We start from the raw sequence: 15,667 nt of genomic DNA, 5'->3' as shown, positions 1-15,667 counted from the left end.
GTCGACCGCGTCGTAGGCGCGGCAGAAGGGAGCACCCCATGGAGGACATCGCGTACGGAGTCCACTCCGAGGTCGGTCGGCTGAACAAGGTCCTCGTCTGCCGGCCAGGCCTCAGCCACGAGCGCCTGACGCCCAGCAACAGCGACGCACTGCTGTTCGACGACGTGCTCTGGGTGCAGAACGCGCAACGCGACCACGCCGACTTCGTGCGGAAGCTCGAGGACCGCGGCGTCGAGGTCGTCGAGCTTCACGACCTCCTCATCGAGACCCTGGCCGTACCCGGGGCCCGCGAATGGCTGCTCGACCGCAAGATCACGGCGAACGAGGTCGGCAGCGGGCTCGTCGCCGACACGCGGGCGTTCCTCGACACGCTCGGGCATGTGCCGCTCACCGAGCACCTCATCGGCGGACTGTCGACGCGCGACCTCCCGGCCGAGTTCCGCTCCGGCCACCTCGCCCTGGTCCGCGAGTCCGCCGGGGTCACCGAGTACCTCATGCCGCCGCTGCCAAACACCATCTACACGCGCGACACGACGTGCTGGATCTACGGCGGGCTCACGCTCAACCCGTTGTACTGGCCCGCACGCCACGACGAGACCCTGCTCATGAAGGCGATCTACGAGTTCCATCCGGACTACATCGGGAACACGGTCTGGTGGGGTGATCCCGAACTCGACTGGGGGCAGGCGACGCTGGAGGGCGGCGACGTCATGCCGGTCGGCAACCGCGTGGTGCTCATCGGGATGAGCGAACGGACCTCCCGCCAGGCCATCACCCTGCTGTCGGAGCGGCTCTTCGAGGCAGGCGCCGCCGACCGCGTGGTGGTCGCGGGCATGCCGAAGCTGCGTGCCGCCATGCACCTCGACACCGTCTTCACCTTCGCCGACCGGGATCTCGTCACCTACTACCCGGATATCGTCGACGGCATCAGCACGTTCTCCCTCCGCCCCGCGGACGCCGGGGGAGTGGAGGTGACCGAGGAGCGGGGCGCGTTCATCGACGTGGTCGCCGAGTCGCTCGGCCTTCCACGGCTGCGAGCGGTCGAGCCAGGCGGCGGATGGTACGCGGGCGAGCGCCAGCAGTGGGACAGCGGCAACAACGCGGTGGCGGTCGAGCCGGGCGTGGTCTTCACGTACGACCGGAACACCTACACCAACGCACTGCTGCGGGACGCCGGCGTCGAGGTGATCGAGATCGTCGGCGCCGAGCTCGGCCGCGGACGCGGCGGCGGACATTGCATGACGTGCCCCATCTCACGCGACCCGGTGGACTACTAGCGACGGCGTGTCGGCCGGTCAGGCGCGACCGCGATTGCGGCGGCGGATGGCGCGGGGCGCGCGCCCGCCCACGAAGGAGCGCCCGGCGTCGACGAGGAACCCGTTCCGCAGCGCCTCGCGGCCCACGAGCATGCGGAAGCCCATCTCGTCGCGGTTCGTGAGCGTCACCTCGGCCGTGACCGAGCGATCGAGCAGCACGAGGTCCATGAGCACGACGAGCCGCTCCTGGGTGTGCCCCGTCGAGCTGCGGATGACGCGGCGATCGTGCACAGGGAGCTCGATGGTCGCGGCGTCGACATCCGTGTCCTGCCAGGGGTGGATGCCGAACCGCACCCACGACGCGCCATCCTGCTCGAACTCCTCGAGGTCGAACGCGTGCAGTGCCGATGAGCGTGCCCCGGTGTCGAGCTTGGCCTTGATCCAGTCGATCTCGGCCTGGGGCAGGCGCACCCATTCGCGCCATCCGGCGATGGTGCTTGAATGGGTGGGCTCTGTCATCCGAACCATCTTCGCAGGGACTCTCGAATGAAACTCGCGATCCTGTCGCGCGCCCCCCAGGCCTACTCGACCCAACGTCTCCGTGCTGCAGCGCAGCAGCGCGGCCACGACGTCAAGGTCCTGAACACGCTCCGCTTCGGCATCGACCTCTCGGGTCCCGAACCCGACCTGCAGTACCGGGGTCGTCCGCTGTCCGACTACGACGCGGTCCTGCCGCGCATCGGCAACTCGATCACGTACTTCGGCACGGCCGTGGTGCGCCAGTTCGAGCAGATGGACGTCTACACGCCGAACACCGCGAACGGCATCACGAACGCGCGCGACAAGCTGCGCGCGACGCAGATCCTCTCGCGGCACGGCATCGGCATGCCGGCCACGACGTTCGTGCGCAACCGCGCCGACCTGCGCCCGGCGATCGAGCGCGTCGGCGGGGCGCCCGTCGTGATCAAGCTGCTCGAGGGCACGCAGGGCATCGGCGTCATCCTCGCACCCGAGGTCAAGGTCGCCGAGGCGATCATCGAGACCCTGCACTCGACGAAGCAGAACGTGCTGATCCAACGGTTCATCGGCGAGAGCCGGGGCCGCGACATCCGCGCCCTCGTCGTCGGCGACCGCGTGGTCGCGGCGATGCGACGCGTTGCGAGCGGCGACGAGTTCCGCTCGAACGTGCACCGCGGCGGCACCGTCGAGCCCGTCGCGCTGTCGGCCGAGTACGAGCAGGCCGCCGTGCGGTCGGCGCAGATCATGGGCCTCAAGGTCGCCGGCGTCGACATGCTCGAGGGCAACGAGGGCCCCCTCGTCATGGAGGTGAACTCGTCGCCGGGCCTCCAGGGCATCGAGACGGCGACGAACCTGGATGTCGCGGGCGCGATCATCGACTACATCGCCAACCAGGTCGCGTTCCCCGAGATCGACGTGCGGCAGCGGCTCACGGTGTCGACCGGATACGGCGTCGCCGAGCTCCTCGTGCACGGCGCGGCCGACCTCATCGGCAAGACGCTCGGCGACTCCGGGCTGTGGGACCGCGACATCACGGTGCTCACGCTGCATCGCGGCACGAGCGTGATCCCGAACCCGCGTAAGGGCGTGGTGCTCGAGGCCGAGGACCGCCTGCTGTGCTTCGGCAAGCTCGAGGAGATGCGCTCGATGATCCCCGAGCGCCGCCGCCGCCGCCAGAAGGTTCGCCGGCTGCCCAAGGAGCCGATCCCGGCGCCGGCCGAGGCCGCGAGCTAGACCACCGGATGGTCAGCGGGCGCGGAGGGCGCGTTCGACCGCCCGCACCGCGGCATCCGCCGGCACCGACAGCCGCGTGACCGCGTCGGCGTACGAGGATGCCGCGGCCTGCAGCGCCTGCTCGACGGGATCGCCGCTCGCGCGCACGAACGTCCCGTTCCGGCCTCGGCCCTCGACGACCCCGTCGGCCTCGAGCTCGCGGTACGCGCGGGCGACCGTGTTGGCTGCGAGCCCGAGTTCCTCGGCGAGCGCCCGCACGGTCGGCAGCTTCGCGCCGGCGCTCAGCCGCCCGTCGCGCACGGCGTCGACGACCTGCATGCGCAGCTGCTCGTAGGGCGGGGTGGCGGAGGCGGCCTCGACGGTGAAGCGCATGGCGTGCCCGGTCGCGCTCAGTCGCGGTTGCGGTTGACGAGTCGCGACAGCACGATCGCGCTGCGCGTGTGGTCGACGTTGGGGGCGATGCGCACGCGTTCGAGCGCATCCTCGAGCGAGGTGATGTCACGCGCCCGCATGTGCACGATCGCGTCGGCGCTGCCGGTCACCGTGCCCGCGTACACGATCTCGGGCACGCCCTGCAGGATGCGCTGCAGCTCGTCGGGCGCCACGGTGCCACGGCAGAACAGCTCGACGTAGGCCTCGGTGCTCATGCCGTCGACCGCAGGATCGACTTGGATGGTGAACGCCTTGATGACCCCGTCGGCGACGAGCTTGTCGACGCGACGCTTCACGGCCGACGCGGACAACCCCACGGACGAGCCGATGTCGCCGTACCCGGCGCGTGCGTTCTGCCGGAGCAGGTCGAGGATGGCCCGGTCCAGGTTGTCCATGGGCCGAGTGTACGACCGATCCTTGCGTCACGGTACGGACGGACGCCGCTTTCCTGCGCGCCGTTGCGAGTTCGTGATGGTTCGCGCTCCCGTCCGGTTGCGCCATCCGTTCGCGTCAAGCGGAACCGGCGCCGGGGAAACCGCTCGCCGGTGCGCCTAGTGTCGGAAGCATGACCCCGAACGTCTCGAACGCACCCACGCGCCTCGGCGTGCAGCTGCAGCCCCAGCACGCGACCTACACCCAGATCCGCGACGCCGTGCTCCGCATGGAGGACCTCGGCGTCGACATCGTCTTCAACTGGGATCACTTCTTCCCGCTCTCGGGCGACCGCGAGGGCCTGCACTTCGAGGCCTGGACGATGCTCGGGGCGTGGGCCGAGCAGACCGAGCGCGTCGAGTTCGGCACCCTCGTGAACTGCAACTCGTACCGCAACGCCGACCTGCAGGCCGACATGGCCCGCACGCTCGACCACATCAGCGCGAAGGGCGCCGAGTCGGGTCGGTTCATCTTCGGCACGGGGTCGGGCTGGTTCGAGCGCGACTACGACGAGTACGGCTACGAGTTCGGCACGGTCGGCTCGCGGCTCGACGACCTGGCCGAGGCGCTGCCGCGCGTGAAGGCCCGCTGGGCGAAGCTCAACCCCGCGCCCACGCGCCGGATTCCGATCATGATCGGCGGCAAGGGCGAGCAGAAGACCCTTCGGCTCGTCGCCGAGCACGCCGACATCTGGCATTCGTTCGTGGCGCCCGCCGACCTCACGCACAAGCTCGACGTGCTGGCCCGCTGGGGCGAGAAGGTCGGCCGGGATGTCTCGGGGATCACGATCTCGAACGAGCTGTCGCGCGGGTCACTCGACGACGCGCACGCCGATGCGTTGTACGCCGCAGGCGTTCGCCTCTTCACGCTCGGCCTCTCGGGACCCCACTACGACGACACCGCCGTGCGGCACTGGCTCGCCTGGCGTGACCGGAAGAACCGCGACGCGGGGGTCGGCGCCGCCGCCTGACGGCTCACCCGGATCCCTCAACGTCCTGCGTTGAGCCCGAGCGTGAGCGTGCCTCCGCGGGTGAGGATCGCCACGGCGAATCCCGCGATCGGATGCGCCACCTGGATGCGGAGCCCGCCCGCCGGCAGCCGGCCGCTGGTCGTGCACCGCGCCTCCGCCCAGCCGTCGGGCGCCACCAACAGGATGAGGCAGACGTCGTTGCCGTCGGGGGTTCGGGCGAGGTAGCCGGCGGGGCCGTCGGCACGGGCCGCGATCAGCCGCAGCGACGACACATCGATGCTCGAGGTGACCTGATCCAGTTGGCTGACGTCGGCGACGGGCGGCAATCGGTCGAAGAGCTCCGGAAGATCGGTTTCGTCGAGCGGAATGCCCGGCTCGCCCGACCCGAACGCCGGCGCGGTCGGCGCGGTGTCGGAGGACGCGAGACCTGGCTCGGCGGGCACGGCGCGACCGAGCGCCGCGCCCGCGACCGCGCCGACGAGCAGGCCCGCGACGCCGGCGATCGCGATCCAGCGACGCCCTCGGGACTTCGGCTCACCCTCGCCGTGGGGCTCGGCTCCGGTGGAGTCGACCGGCGGTTCGCCGGTGAGGCGATCCCGAGCCGAGTCTTCGTCAGGCGCGGCCGCCCCGCGGGCTGGGCCGCCGGCCGTCCGGCCAGTGGCGAGCTCGGCGAGTTCGGCCAACGCCTGCGCGCGGACGGTCGCCGGTGAGTCCGCACCGAAGGCCGCACGCTGCAACCGCGTGATCCGTTCGTCGTCGAGCTCCGACATCCTCGGTACCGCCGTCCGCCTCCCCCACGGGTCGACGCCTCCAGCATCCACCGCCGCACCCGGGCGCGCAACGCCGCCCATGAACGGATCGGAGGCGTCGTCGCGGCGCCGATTCAGCCGGCTGGGGTCGTGTCGACCATGACCTCGCCCGACGCCGGCCAGGTCACGCGATAGCTGTGGTCGCCGTCGAACGACATCTCCGACCAGAGGCCATCCGGCGGGAACATCCCGTCGCCCGTGCACGCCGACCCGGCGCCGACGTCCGGGTGCTCGACCACGACGCAGAAGTCGGTACCTCCCGCAGCGCGGGCGGCGTGCACGGTCGCGCCGTCCGGCAGCGTGAGCAGGCGCCGGTACGACGCGGTCTCGATCGAGGGATCGAGGAACGTCGGAATGTCCTCTGGGACCTGGGCGCGCTCGAAGACGGCGAGCGCGGGGGCGTTCTCGACGGGGACCCGTGCCGTGTCAGGGTCGATGAGATCGAAGGTCACGTCGCCGTCCTGTCCCGCGCCGGGTGCATCGAGCGTGGGCGCGGACTGGGCGCCGAAGAGCCACCCGGCGCCGAAGCCGACGGCGAGGGCGACCGCGCCCGCGAGCGCCGCCCACCGCACGGTGTTCGACGGCGATCGCTCAGGGACATCGGCGTCGGCGCCGGGACCGGCCACCCCGTCGAACGGGTCCGCGTCCGGGTCGGCGGAGGGCGAGCCGCTGATCGCCGCGCCGGGCGCGACTGGGTCTCTCGGGTGCACGTCGTCCACCTCGACGGGCACAGCCGCACGGCGCAGCCCCTCGAGCTCGTCGGCCGCGGCCGCTCGCTCGCCGTCGCTCGCGCCAACGCCGTAGGCGATCCGCTGCAGCTCCGCGACGCGCTCCGTGCTCGACATCCGGGTCCCCTCGCTCGGCCGGCGCCGCGAGCCGGGTCCGCCCAGCCTGCCCGAGCGGGCGCGCATCGGACAAGGGTCGGATCGCGCAGGATCGATGCGCCGCCCGGCCGCGTCATCTCGGTGGAAGCGTGCGGAGGCGGCATCCCGGAGCTCCGGTCTGTTGCATCTCGGTGGAGAACGCGCACGAATCGTGTGCGTGGCGCCGAGAAGGCGCGCGCGTTTGCCTCCACACTGGGAGTGGCGTCTCGACGGCGACGCGATCCGAACGTCGTCGTCGAGGCTCGTGAGAGTGACCTGGTCCGCCGACACCGCACCGGCCGAGCCGGCGGCGCGCCGCCGCCCTCGGCCCACCAGATCCCCATGAGGAGTGAGATGTCGACTGTGACCGAGACCCAGTCCGAAACCGCGACCGAGGCCGACGTGCGCCCCGCCGTGCCGGCCCGCACCCCGTCGAAGAAGACGGTGCTGATGTGCCGCCCCGACCACTTCACGGTCGTGTACCAGATCAACCCGTGGATGGATCCGGCCAAGCCGACCGACACGGCGCTCGCGATCGCGCAGTGGCAGACGCTCCACGACACGTACGTCGGGCTCGGCTTCGACGTGCAGCTCATCGACCCGGTCGAGGGGCTGCCCGACATGGTCTACGCGGCCAACGGCGGCACGGTCATCGACGGCATCGCGTACGGCGCGAAGTTCACCCACGAGCAGCGCGCGGCAGAGGGCCCCGCCTACATGGACTGGTTCCGAGCCGCCGGCTTCGACGTGCGCGAACCGCGCGAGGTCAACGAGGGCGAGGGCGACTTCCTGCTCGTCGGCGACGTGATCCTCGCCGGTACTGGCTTCCGCAGCGATACGTCGAGCCATGGCGAGCTGGCCCGCATCACGGGTCGCGAGGTCGTCACGCTGAACCTCGTGAACCCGAGCTTCTACCACCTCGACACCGCCGTCGCCGTGCTCGACTCGCGTCCCGGCCAGGAGCACATCGCGTACCTGCCGAGCGCGTTCGACGAGCCGTCGCTCTCGATCCTGCGCGAGCGCTACCCCGACGCCATCCTGGTGTCCGAGGAGGATGCCGCGGTGCTGGGCCTCAACTCGTACAGCGACGGGCTCAACGTGGTCATCGCTGCGCGCGCGGCGGGCTTCGAGCGGCAGCTCCGCGAGGCGGGCTACCAGCCGATCGGCGTCGACCTCTCCGAGCTGCTGCTCGGCGGCGGCGGCGTGAAGTGCTGCACGCTCGAGCTGCGGCGCTGACCGCGAGGCGACCCGCTAGGGAGACGCGAGGAAGGTCAGCAGCGCCGCGTTGACCTCCTCGGCGTGCGTCCACATCATGCCGTGCGGTGCACCCTCGATCTCGACGTACTCGGCGGCGGGCAGGCTCTCGCGGAACCGCCTGGCCGTCACGTCGATGGGCAGGATCCGGTCCGCCGTCCCGTGGAGGATCAGTGACGGGACATCGATCCGCGCGATGTCGCCACGGAAGTCGGTGAGCCACGCGTCGACGCACGCCGACACGGCGTACCAGGACGCCTGGGACGCGGTCGCCCAGTTGCCGCGGAGGGCCGCCTCGGAGATGCGCGACCCGAGGTTCTCGTCGAGGTTGTAGCAGTTCTCGAAGTAGGTGTCGAACCACGCGAAGCGGTCGCCGACGGCCTGCGCCTTCAGGCCGTCGAAGTCGGGAGCGGCGCCGTCGGGGTTGTCGTCGGTCTGCCGGAGGTACGGCTGCTGGCACCCGAGGAACGCGGCCTTCAGCACCCGGTCGCTGCCGTAGTTGCCGAAGTAGCGGGTGATGTCGCCCGTGCCCATCGAGAAGCCCACGAGCGAGACATCCTGCAGGTCGAGCGCCTCGAGGAGCGCCCTGAGGTCGGCGGCGAACGTGTCGCAGTCGTACCCGACGGTGGGCTTGCCCGAGCGACCGAACCCGCGTCGGTCGTAGGCGATCACGCGATAGCCCGCGGCGAGCAGCGCCCGCTGCTGCTTCTCCCACGACTGGCTGTCGAGCGGGTACCCGTGGAGGAGGACCACCGGTCTGCCCGCGCCGTGGTCTTCGTAGTACAGCTCGATGGGCGCCGAGTTCTCGGTCCCGATGGTGATGGTCGGCATGCGGTTCCCCCACGGTTGCGATCCTGAAGTGCGGACGTGCTGAGCCAGTCCAGCATCCGCCGACGCCGCGGACAAGGCCTTGATCGGGATCGCGGCGACGGCCGATCAGGCCGTCGCCGCCGCGACGATCGTCGAGCGCAGGCGCTCGCGAGCCTGGCGCATCGCGACCGACCCGGTCGAGCCGACCGTCGTCGCCGCCACGATCGGCGGGATGGACGCCAGCGCGCCGCCCCCGAGCGACGGACGATTGTCGCGGAACGCCGCCTCGATGTCGCCGACGAGCGGCGCCCACCATCCCCCCACGGTGATCACGCCGGGATCGATCGAGGGCACGACCATCTGCAGGGCACGGCCGATCCAGAAGGCCGCGTCCAGCCACGCCCACCGGGCGCGGTCCTCGGCTTCCGCGACGCGGGCGGTCAGCTCGTCGAGCGCCGCTCGCCGTCCGTGATGGCGCTCGACATCGGCGAGCTCGGCCCGCTCGAGGATGACGCGGGGCGAAGCGACCGTCGCGAGGCAGCCGCGTTGGCCGCAGCCGCAGCGAACGCCGTCGGGCACGACGGGCAGGTGGCCGATCGTCGCGGCGAGCCCGTGCGCACCGACGTACGGCATGCCGGCGATCGCGATGCCCGCCGCGACCTGCGGCTCGCCCGTCACGTGCAGCACCACGGCGATGCCCCGCGCGGCGGCTTCGTCGGCCGCTCGGGCGGCGGGTGCGGAGACGAGGAACGCCGGGACGATGAACGCCGGCTCGACCCCCGCCAGCCGCTCGGAGCGGTCGCGAAGCGCGCCGATCACGTCGGCCGGCTCGAGGCCGAACGCGTCGTCGAGCACCGCGAGCTCGGGAGAGCCGGCGACGGCACCCTGCACGACGATCCCGGCCGTGGCCAGGCGGCGCTCGTCGCGGGCGGCGCGCGCCACCGCGCGGTCGACGACGATCGCGAGCGCGTCGAGCGGGGCGGCGGTCGCGCCGCGCGGATCCTCGTCGTCGAACGCCACGGGTTCCTCGTAGCGGGCGTACTCGGTGCCGGCGACCTCGACCAGCGCGGCGACGGCCTCGTCGCCTGCCACGCCGGCGGCCAGGACCAGGTGATCGGCCACGGCGAGCCTCACCCGGGCGCCGCGCGGCCCCGGCGCGCCATCCGCCTCGATCACCACGCCTCGGCCGACCAGGCGATGCAGCAGGGCGGACACCGCCGTCCGGCCGAGCCCGGTGACCGAGGCGAGCTCGGACCGGGTCGCCGTCCTCCGCGTCAGCAGGTGATCGACGATGGCCGCGGCGCCCGGCGCCGAGTTCGGAAGGGGATGGGGATCGGCCGGGGAGCCGGGCTGCGTCATGGCGCAAGCATGCTTGCCGCGGATGCCACGCAGAAAGCACCCCGTTCGGGGGACATCCGACGCGCTGCGGATCGCGCTCCCACGCGCCAACCCATGGGCGCCTCACAGCCGCGCCGCCTAGCCTGACCTCGTCGGCCCGAGCGGACGACGGGGAGGGGGCATCCCGTGCAGACCTTCCTCCCGTACGCCGACTTCGGCCGCAGCGCGTCCGTGCTCGACACGGTGCGGCTCGGCAAGCAGCGCGTCGAGACGTTGCAGGTGATGCGGGCACTGACGATCCCGAACTACGGATGGCGCCACCATCCGGTCGTGCGCATGTGGCGGGGGTTCCGCCCCGCGCTCATGGTCTACCAGGACGCCGTGTGCGATGAGTGGGAGGGCCGCGGGCACGCGGACACCTGCCGGGTGAAGACCCTCGCCGAACTCGATGCCGATCATCTCGATTCGGCGGCGTACCGCGCCGGCGACTGCCCGGTTCCGGCGTGGGTCGGCGACGAGGAGTTCCACCGTTCGCACCGATCCAACCTGCTGCGGAAGGACCCGGAGTTCTACGCGGGCATCGCCTCGGACGTGCCGCCCGACCTGCCGTACGTGTGGCCGCCGGGCCACGAGACGATCGTCTGAGGGCGGTACGCCTGACCGGCGAATGGTCCGCGGTCAAGGGGTTGGGCCCCGGATGCGACGCGGCGTAGCCTCGCGAACGACCGGCAGCGTGCGACGCGCACCGCGGATCCGCGCTGCGCGTGCTGACGAAGCAGGAGGACCCGATGCCGAAGACCGACCGAGACATCCGACGTGCCGCCAAGCGCGCCGTGAAGGAGGCCGAGCGGGCCGGCAAGGAGACCCGCAAGCTGGCCGATTCGCTTCCCGAGCCCGCCAAGTCGAAGGTGAAGGCCGCGGAGAAGGCCGAGGCCGAGCGCATCGGCCGGGCGAAGAAGGATGCGTCCCGCAGCCCGCTCGCGGCCCGTCGCGTCGCGCGGCGCTCGTCCGCCCGGCTCGAGCGAGTGTCCGTCCGGTACGGCACCGCGGGCGGCCGCGCCTCGTCGAGCGACGCTCCGCGGAGCCGCCGCCGCTCGAAGACCATCAAGCAGCAGCGGGCGCAGGTGAAGCAGCCGTCGAAGATGGCCGTCCTGAGCGGCTTCCGCACCGCATTGGCGGCGATCCTGACGCCGACCGACAAGGAACAGGCGCGCAAGACCGCGAAGCAGCGCGTGCGCAGCATGAAGGCGAAGGGAGCCTGACGTGGGCATCCGATTGAACGAGACCGCGCTCCGGCACGCCCGATCGCTGGTCCGCGACGGCAAGGTCGTGCGCGACGAACGCGATGACTGGAGCGAGCACGCGCCGAGCACCGACGACGAGAACCGGGTCATCGAGAAGGACGGCTGGACGGAGTTCCGCCACTGGCACCTCGGCATCGACGACGACGAGAACCAGGAGACCAAGGGCGCCTACTCCTTCCCGTACGGCGACTTCGCCAAGGTGCACCGGTGCGCCGTGATCTCGCTCGAGAGTCGCGCGGGCCAGTACGACCACGACGAGATCCGCGACGCCGCGAAGAAGCTGCTCGACCTCATCGACGGGGACTGAGCGGAGCGGCCGGTTGCGGGTCCGCCCTGAGAGAGGTTCCGGGTCGCTGTTCTCGGGAATGGGCGATTCTCCCGATGGCGGGACCGGGTGCGGGCTCTACGGTCGAAGCATGGACGTCGCCATCCTCGCCGGCGCCATGTCGACCGGCCTCTTCGCCCTGAGCTACCTGCCCATGCTGGTGAAGGCTGCGCGCACGAAGGACCTCTCGTCGTACAGCCTCGGCAACCTGGCCACCACGAACGCGGGCAACCTCATCTACTCGTTGTACGTGTTCAGCCTGCCGGTCGGCCCGATCTGGTTCCTCCACGGGTTCTACCTGGTCGCGTCGGCGCTGATGCTCGCGTGGTTCCTCCGCTACCGGTCGGGTGCGAGGGGGGCGGATGACGCGACCCGCGACGGCACTCCGCGACCGTCGTCGCGCGAACGTCTCAGTCGAGGGGCAGCACGCACGTGGGCGACGTGACCTCGAGCACGCGGCGGGCGGCGCCGGTGACGAGGTCGACCTCGACGAGCGCGTGAGTCCGTTCGGCGGCGACGACGACGGTGCGGTCGTCGAGGTGCGCGTGGTGGCGCGGCCAGGCGGCGCCGATCGGGTGCTCCGACGCGAGGCGCGGGCGGGCGGCATCCGTGGCCTCGAAGACGCTCACGGTGTCACGCCCGCGCACGAGTGCCGTGAACAGCCGCCCCGACAGGCTCGCGTCGAGGTGCGACGGCTGGACCACGTCGTCGGCGCCGTTTGACGGATCGACCACCACCGGCTCCGTACCGGCGGGCCGCGCGCTCGCCGCGTCGACCTCGAACGTGTGCAGGTGTCCGTCGAGCTCGCCGATGACGTGGACCAACCCGGAACGCACGAGCAGGTGGCGCGGTCCGGTGCCCGGTGCCACGTCGATGGTGCGCACGATGCGCAGCGCGGGCCCCGAGACATCCGTCGCCCGCTCGACCACAAGCTCGTGGATCGCGTCGCCGCCGAGGTCGCTGACGAGGTGCGTGCCCCACGGCGTCGGCACGACCTGGTGCGCGTGCGGAGCATCCTGCCGGTCGGTCACCGGCCCCGTGCGTGGGGGAAGCCGCAGGGTGGCCGGGCGGCCGAGCGCACCCGACGACTCGAACGGCACGGCCGTGACCGAGCCGCCTGTGTAGTTCGCGACGAGCACCAGGCCGGATGCCGCGTCGACGGCGATGTGGCACGGGTCCGCCTCGCCGTGCTCGACCGAGTCGACCGGCTCGAGTGCGGCGCCCGCGCCATCCGCCCCGCCCTCGACGATGCGGAAGCTCGCGACGGACCCCGATGCGTCCTCGCCGACAGCGAAGAGCAGTTCGCCCGATCGCGCGACGAACGACGGGTTGGAGGCGGTGGTCGACGCGACGATCCGCCACTCGCCGGACTCCGAGCGCTCCGCGAGGTGCAGGGCGGGACCCGGGCCGTCGGGCGTATACGACCCGAGGGCGAATCGTCGCGCCGACGCGGTCACAGCTGCACCGGCAACCGGGATGCCGCGAGCTCGGCGGCGTCGGCGACCGGGCGGGCGATCGGCTGCAGTCGCGTGAGCTGTGTGACGTGCTTCGGCGAGAGCTCGTCGAGCGTGGCGACCTCGAGCAGCTTCATGGTGCGCTCGATCTCGGTGCGCAGGATTGCGATCGTGCGGTCGACGCCGCGCCGCCCGCCCGCCATGAGGCCGTAGAGGTAGGCGCGGCCGATGAGCGTGAAGCGCGCGCCGAGCGCGATGGAGGCGACGATGTCGGCGCCGTTCATGATGCCCGTGTCGAGGTGCACCTCCATGTCGTTCCCCACCTCGCGGACGACGTCGGGAAGGAGGTGGAACGGGATGGGCGCGCGGTCGAGCTGGCGGCCACCGTGGTTGGAGAGCACGACGCCGTCGACGCCCGTGTCGGCGAGGAGCTTGGCATCCTCGACGGTCTGCACGCCCTTCACGACGATCTTGCCCGGCCAGATCTCGCGGATCACGTCGAGGTCGGCGAACGAGATGGTCGGGTCCATGGCGGCGTCGAGCAGCTCGCCGACCGTGCCCCCGGTCGAGGAGAGCGAGGCGAACTCGAGCTTCGGGGTCGTGAGGAAGTTGATCCACCAGGCCGGGCGGGGGATCGCGTTGATCACGGTGCCGGGAGTGAGCTGCGGCGGGATCGAGAAGCCGTTGCGCTTGTCGCGGAGGCGAGCACCGGCGACCGGGGTGTCGACCGTGAAGAACAGCGTGTCGAAGCCGGCCGCCGCCGCGCGGCGTGCGAGCTCGTAGGAGATCTCGCGGTCCTTCATGACGTAGAGCTGGAACCAGTTGCGCCCGTTCGGGTTCGCGGCCTTCACGCCCTCGATCGACGTGGTGCCGAGCGTCGACAGGGTGAACGGGATGCCCGCGGCCGCCGCCGCGCCCGCGCCGGCCTCCTCGCCCTCGGTCTGCATGAGGCGCGTGAAGCCGGTCGGGGCGATGCCGAACGGCAGCGCGCTCGGGCCGCCGAGCACCTCGCGGCTCGTGTCGACGACGGGCACGTTCCGCAGGATCGACGGGTGGAACTCGACGTCCTGGAACGCCTGCCGGGCGCGGGTGAGCGACAGCTCGCCCTCGGCGGCTCCCTCGGTGTAGTCGAACGGCGCCTTGGGCGTGCGGCGCTTGGCGATGTCGCGCAGGTCGGCGATCGTGAGCGCCTTCTCGAGGCGACGGTCGGTGGGGTTCAGGGTCGGCTTCTTGAACCGCATGAGCTCGGCGAGCTCGCGCGGGTTCGGGAACTGGCGCTGGACCATGGTGCTGCTCACTTTCCTAGGGGGTGCGCATGGCGCTCGCGGCGCCGCGGTCGGGGGAGATCTCGGCGTAGTAGCGCGAGATGTGGTCGTGGATGCGTCGCCGGGCGGTCGCGGCATCCGCTGCTCGGATCGCCTCGACGACGCCGCGATGCTCGCTGCGCAGCCGGGCCGCCGTGGCCTGCCAGTCGCCGAGGCGGCCGCTGCCGGCGAGGGCGTAGCCCTCGATGCCGCTGCGGAGGCCGGCCATGGTGGCGGTGACGACCTGGTTGCCGGATGCCTCGGCGAGCGCCAGGTGGAAGGCGGCGTCGAGCGCGAGGAACTCGGCCGGATCGAGCGCGGGCTCGTCCATGGCGTCGAGCAGGCGGTCGGCGGCGGCGAGATCGGTGCCGGATGCCGCGGCGAGGTCGCCCACGACGTGCGCCTCGAGCACGAGCCGGGTCGCGACGATGTCGTCGACCGGGAACCCGCGAGCGGCGACCTGCAGTCGCATGAGTGCGCTCATGCCGCCCCCGGGCGTGGCGATGATGATCGCGCCGGCGGTCGGGCCGGATCCGGTGTGCGTGCGGATCAGCCCCAGGACTTCGAGCACGCGGAGCGCCTCGCGGACGCTGGACCGGCCGACGCCGAGTTCCGACGCGAGCGCGCGCTCGCCGGGCAGTCGATCGCCGGGCGCGAGTTCGCCGTCGAGCAGTTTCCGCTCGATGTGCTCGAGCACGGCCTCCCAGGCGCGCGGCTCGATCGAGCGGGCGGATGCCTCGTCGCCCATGCCGCTCCCTCCATCGCGTGACCTGTGGTCAGACCACAGTAGCAGATGTGGTCTGACCACAGGACAGCGGGGTCCTTCGGCACTATCGGCGGGATGGCGCGACGGGCACGCTGGCCGGATGAACGGCTACGCGAACCCCGACCGCCCCGACCAGCGGCTGAGCAACGCCGAGCGCGAGGAGGCCATCGCCCGGCTCTCCGAGGCCCAGATCGAAGGTCGGCTGACGCCGACGGAGTACGAGCAGCGCGCCGCCTCGGTGCGAAGCGCCGTAACGCGCGGTGACTTGGTGCCGCTGTTCGCCGACCTGCCGGAGGCCGCGCCCACGCCATCCGCAACCCCGCAGCCGACCGTGCTGCCGGGGCCCGGCACGCTCCCGCCGCCGTCCGCCGGCCCACTGCCGCCGGCGCCCCCGCCGGTGCGCGGGTCGCGCGCGCTCGGTGGCCGCATGGGCGACACCATCATGGCGCTCACGCCGTTCATCGCCCTCGGTTTGTTCTTCTGGTCGGGCTTCAACGGCGGCTTCGCCTGGTCGTGGCTGTGGTTCCTGTTGGTCCCGGTCGTGGCGATCATCATCTACGGCCCGGGCGGCAGGCCCGATCGAGACACCTGAGGCGCG

The 15,667-nt window shown here is 71.8% G+C and carries 19 protein-coding genes; 9 read left to right on the top strand and 10 right to left on the bottom strand.

Annotated elements, in window-relative coordinates; genetic code table 11:
• Nucleotides 1–38: 38 nt before the first annotated feature.
• Nucleotides 39–1,277, top strand: coding sequence for an arginine deiminase (locus ACFQ58_RS01160; RefSeq protein WP_376948707.1), 1,239 nt, complete (start codon nt 39–41; stop codon nt 1,275–1,277).
• Between the two features lie 18 nt (nt 1,278–1,295).
• Here the strand turns inward: ACFQ58_RS01160 and ACFQ58_RS01155 are convergent, their stop codons facing one another.
• A complete protein-coding gene (locus tag ACFQ58_RS01155) occupies nt 1,296–1,775 on the bottom strand; it encodes an ATP-dependent zinc protease (RefSeq protein WP_376948705.1) in 480 nt (159 codons plus the stop codon).
• Nucleotides 1,776–1,802: 27 nt separating this feature from the next.
• On the opposite strand from ACFQ58_RS01155, the gene ACFQ58_RS01150 reads away from it, so the two are divergent.
• The gene (locus ACFQ58_RS01150; protein ID WP_376948703.1) at nt 1,803–3,008 is read left to right on the top strand and encodes a RimK family alpha-L-glutamate ligase; all 1,206 of its coding nucleotides are present in this window, start codon (nt 1,803–1,805) and stop codon (nt 3,006–3,008) included.
• Nucleotides 3,009–3,020: 12 nt separating this feature from the next.
• On the opposite strand, the gene ACFQ58_RS01145 is transcribed toward ACFQ58_RS01150, so the two are convergent.
• Both ACFQ58_RS01145 and ACFQ58_RS01140 read right to left on the bottom strand, forming a co-directional pair.
• Nucleotides 3,021–3,380 (bottom strand): GntR family transcriptional regulator, encoded by a 360-nt coding sequence (locus ACFQ58_RS01145; protein WP_376948701.1) that lies wholly within the window; start codon nt 3,378–3,380, stop codon nt 3,021–3,023.
• 17 nt (nt 3,381–3,397) lie between these two features.
• Nucleotides 3,398–3,835 (bottom strand): Lrp/AsnC family transcriptional regulator, encoded by a 438-nt coding sequence (locus ACFQ58_RS01140; RefSeq protein ID WP_376948699.1) that lies wholly within the window; start codon nt 3,833–3,835, stop codon nt 3,398–3,400.
• Between the two features lie 170 nt (nt 3,836–4,005).
• Between ACFQ58_RS01140 and ACFQ58_RS01135 the strand changes: the two genes are divergently transcribed.
• Entirely contained in the window at nt 4,006–4,842 is an 837-nt protein-coding gene (locus ACFQ58_RS01135) for an LLM class F420-dependent oxidoreductase (protein WP_376948697.1), read from the top strand.
• Between the two features lie 17 nt (nt 4,843–4,859).
• On the opposite strand, the gene ACFQ58_RS01130 is transcribed toward ACFQ58_RS01135, so the two are convergent.
• Complete coding sequence (locus tag ACFQ58_RS01130; protein WP_376948695.1) at nt 4,860–5,612, bottom strand: hypothetical protein; 753 nt, start codon at nt 5,610–5,612, stop codon at nt 4,860–4,862.
• A gap of 113 nt (nt 5,613–5,725) precedes the next feature.
• Nucleotides 5,726–6,496 carry a hypothetical protein gene (locus tag ACFQ58_RS01125; RefSeq protein ID WP_376948693.1) on the bottom strand — a complete coding sequence of 257 codons (771 nt, stop codon included), beginning with the start codon at nt 6,494–6,496 and terminating at the stop codon, nt 5,726–5,728.
• Nucleotides 6,497–6,868: 372 nt separating this feature from the next.
• On the opposite strand from ACFQ58_RS01125, the gene ddaH reads away from it, so the two are divergent.
• Complete coding sequence (gene ddaH / locus ACFQ58_RS01120; RefSeq protein WP_376948689.1) at nt 6,869–7,750, top strand: dimethylargininase; 882 nt, start codon at nt 6,869–6,871, stop codon at nt 7,748–7,750.
• Between the two features lie 15 nt (nt 7,751–7,765).
• Here the strand turns inward: ddaH and ACFQ58_RS01115 are convergent, their stop codons facing one another.
• Nucleotides 7,766–8,599 carry an alpha/beta fold hydrolase gene (locus tag ACFQ58_RS01115; protein ID WP_376948687.1) on the bottom strand — a complete coding sequence of 278 codons (834 nt, stop codon included), beginning with the start codon at nt 8,597–8,599 and terminating at the stop codon, nt 7,766–7,768.
• Between the two features lie 105 nt (nt 8,600–8,704).
• Nucleotides 8,705–9,937, bottom strand: coding sequence for an ROK family protein (locus tag ACFQ58_RS01110; RefSeq protein ID WP_376948685.1), 1,233 nt, complete (start codon nt 9,935–9,937; stop codon nt 8,705–8,707).
• 165 nt (nt 9,938–10,102) lie between these two features.
• Here ACFQ58_RS01110 and ACFQ58_RS01105 point away from each other — a divergent pair, with 165 nt between their 5' ends.
• The 4 genes from ACFQ58_RS01105 (at nt 10,103) to ACFQ58_RS01090 (ending at nt 11,990) form a co-directional block, all read left to right on the top strand.
• A complete protein-coding gene (locus tag ACFQ58_RS01105) occupies nt 10,103–10,561 on the top strand; it encodes an MSMEG_6728 family protein (RefSeq protein ID WP_376948683.1) in 459 nt (152 codons plus the stop codon).
• A 143-nt stretch (nt 10,562–10,704) separates the two neighbouring features.
• Nucleotides 10,705–11,178, top strand: a complete 474-nt coding sequence (locus ACFQ58_RS01100; protein WP_376948681.1) for a hypothetical protein — start codon at nt 10,705–10,707, stop codon at nt 11,176–11,178.
• A 1-nt stretch (nt 11,179) separates the two neighbouring features.
• Nucleotides 11,180–11,527 (top strand): hypothetical protein, encoded by a 348-nt coding sequence (locus ACFQ58_RS01095; protein WP_376948679.1) that lies wholly within the window; start codon nt 11,180–11,182, stop codon nt 11,525–11,527.
• A 109-nt stretch (nt 11,528–11,636) separates the two neighbouring features.
• The gene (locus ACFQ58_RS01090; RefSeq protein ID WP_376948677.1) at nt 11,637–11,990 is read left to right on the top strand and encodes a hypothetical protein; all 354 of its coding nucleotides are present in this window, start codon (nt 11,637–11,639) and stop codon (nt 11,988–11,990) included.
• Here ACFQ58_RS01090 and ACFQ58_RS01085 read toward each other — a convergent pair.
• The 3 genes from ACFQ58_RS01085 to ACFQ58_RS01075 are packed head-to-tail and all read right to left on the bottom strand — an operon-like array spanning nt 11,956 to nt 15,051.
• Nucleotides 11,956–13,002, bottom strand: a complete 1,047-nt coding sequence (locus ACFQ58_RS01085; RefSeq protein WP_376948675.1) for a lactonase family protein — start codon at nt 13,000–13,002, stop codon at nt 11,956–11,958. The two genes, ACFQ58_RS01090 and ACFQ58_RS01085, sit on opposite strands and share 35 nt — an antisense overlap.
• A complete protein-coding gene (locus ACFQ58_RS01080; RefSeq protein ID WP_376950312.1) occupies nt 12,999–14,285 on the bottom strand; it encodes an alpha-hydroxy-acid oxidizing protein in 1,287 nt (428 codons plus the stop codon). Before ACFQ58_RS01080 ends, ACFQ58_RS01085 begins: the two co-directional genes overlap by 4 nt.
• Before the next feature lie 16 nt (nt 14,286–14,301).
• On the bottom strand, nt 14,302–15,051 hold the full coding sequence (locus tag ACFQ58_RS01075; protein WP_376948673.1) for a FadR/GntR family transcriptional regulator: 750 nt from the start codon (nt 15,049–15,051) through the stop codon (nt 14,302–14,304).
• 118 nt (nt 15,052–15,169) lie between these two features.
• Between ACFQ58_RS01075 and ACFQ58_RS01070 the strand changes: the two genes are divergently transcribed.
• Nucleotides 15,170–15,661, top strand: coding sequence for a DUF1707 domain-containing protein (locus ACFQ58_RS01070; RefSeq protein WP_376948671.1), 492 nt, complete (start codon nt 15,170–15,172; stop codon nt 15,659–15,661).
• The last annotated feature ends 6 nt before the right edge of the window (nt 15,662–15,667 follow it).

This window comes from Agromyces sp. NPDC056523, assembly GCF_042794545.1.
Taxonomy (GTDB): Bacteria; Actinomycetota; Actinomycetes; order Actinomycetales; family Microbacteriaceae; genus Agromyces.
Note: the sequence above shows the minus strand (reverse complement) of the source record. Positions and strands in the feature narration are given on the sequence as shown.

Coding starts and splice junctions, on each gene's coding strand:
- ACFQ58_RS01150 (WP_376948703.1), top strand. CDS start 1,803: ATGAAACTCGCGATCCTGTCGCGCGCCCCCCAGGCCTACTCGACCCAA.
- ACFQ58_RS01135 (WP_376948697.1), top strand. CDS start 4,006: ATGACCCCGAACGTCTCGAACGCACCCACGCGCCTCGGCGTGCAGCTG.
- ACFQ58_RS01145 (WP_376948701.1), bottom strand. CDS start 3,380: ATGCGCTTCACCGTCGAGGCCGCCTCCGCCACCCCGCCCTACGAGCAG.
- ACFQ58_RS01130 (WP_376948695.1), bottom strand. CDS start 5,612: ATGTCGGAGCTCGACGACGAACGGATCACGCGGTTGCAGCGTGCGGCC.
- ACFQ58_RS01155 (WP_376948705.1), bottom strand. CDS start 1,775: ATGACAGAGCCCACCCATTCAAGCACCATCGCCGGATGGCGCGAATGG.
- ACFQ58_RS01100 (WP_376948681.1), top strand. CDS start 10,705: ATGCCGAAGACCGACCGAGACATCCGACGTGCCGCCAAGCGCGCCGTG.
- ACFQ58_RS01110 (WP_376948685.1), bottom strand. CDS start 9,937: ATGACGCAGCCCGGCTCCCCGGCCGATCCCCATCCCCTTCCGAACTCG.
- ACFQ58_RS01070 (WP_376948671.1), top strand. CDS start 15,170: ATGAACGGCTACGCGAACCCCGACCGCCCCGACCAGCGGCTGAGCAAC.
- ACFQ58_RS01160 (WP_376948707.1), top strand. CDS start 39: ATGGAGGACATCGCGTACGGAGTCCACTCCGAGGTCGGTCGGCTGAAC.
- ACFQ58_RS01115 (WP_376948687.1), bottom strand. CDS start 8,599: ATGCCGACCATCACCATCGGGACCGAGAACTCGGCGCCCATCGAGCTG.
- ACFQ58_RS01140 (WP_376948699.1), bottom strand. CDS start 3,835: ATGGACAACCTGGACCGGGCCATCCTCGACCTGCTCCGGCAGAACGCA.
- ACFQ58_RS01125 (WP_376948693.1), bottom strand. CDS start 6,496: ATGTCGAGCACGGAGCGCGTCGCGGAGCTGCAGCGGATCGCCTACGGC.
- ddaH (WP_376948689.1), top strand. CDS start 6,869: ATGTCGACTGTGACCGAGACCCAGTCCGAAACCGCGACCGAGGCCGAC.
- ACFQ58_RS01080 (WP_376950312.1), bottom strand. CDS start 14,285: ATGGTCCAGCGCCAGTTCCCGAACCCGCGCGAGCTCGCCGAGCTCATG.
- ACFQ58_RS01090 (WP_376948677.1), top strand. CDS start 11,637: ATGGACGTCGCCATCCTCGCCGGCGCCATGTCGACCGGCCTCTTCGCC.
- ACFQ58_RS01075 (WP_376948673.1), bottom strand. CDS start 15,051: ATGGGCGACGAGGCATCCGCCCGCTCGATCGAGCCGCGCGCCTGGGAG.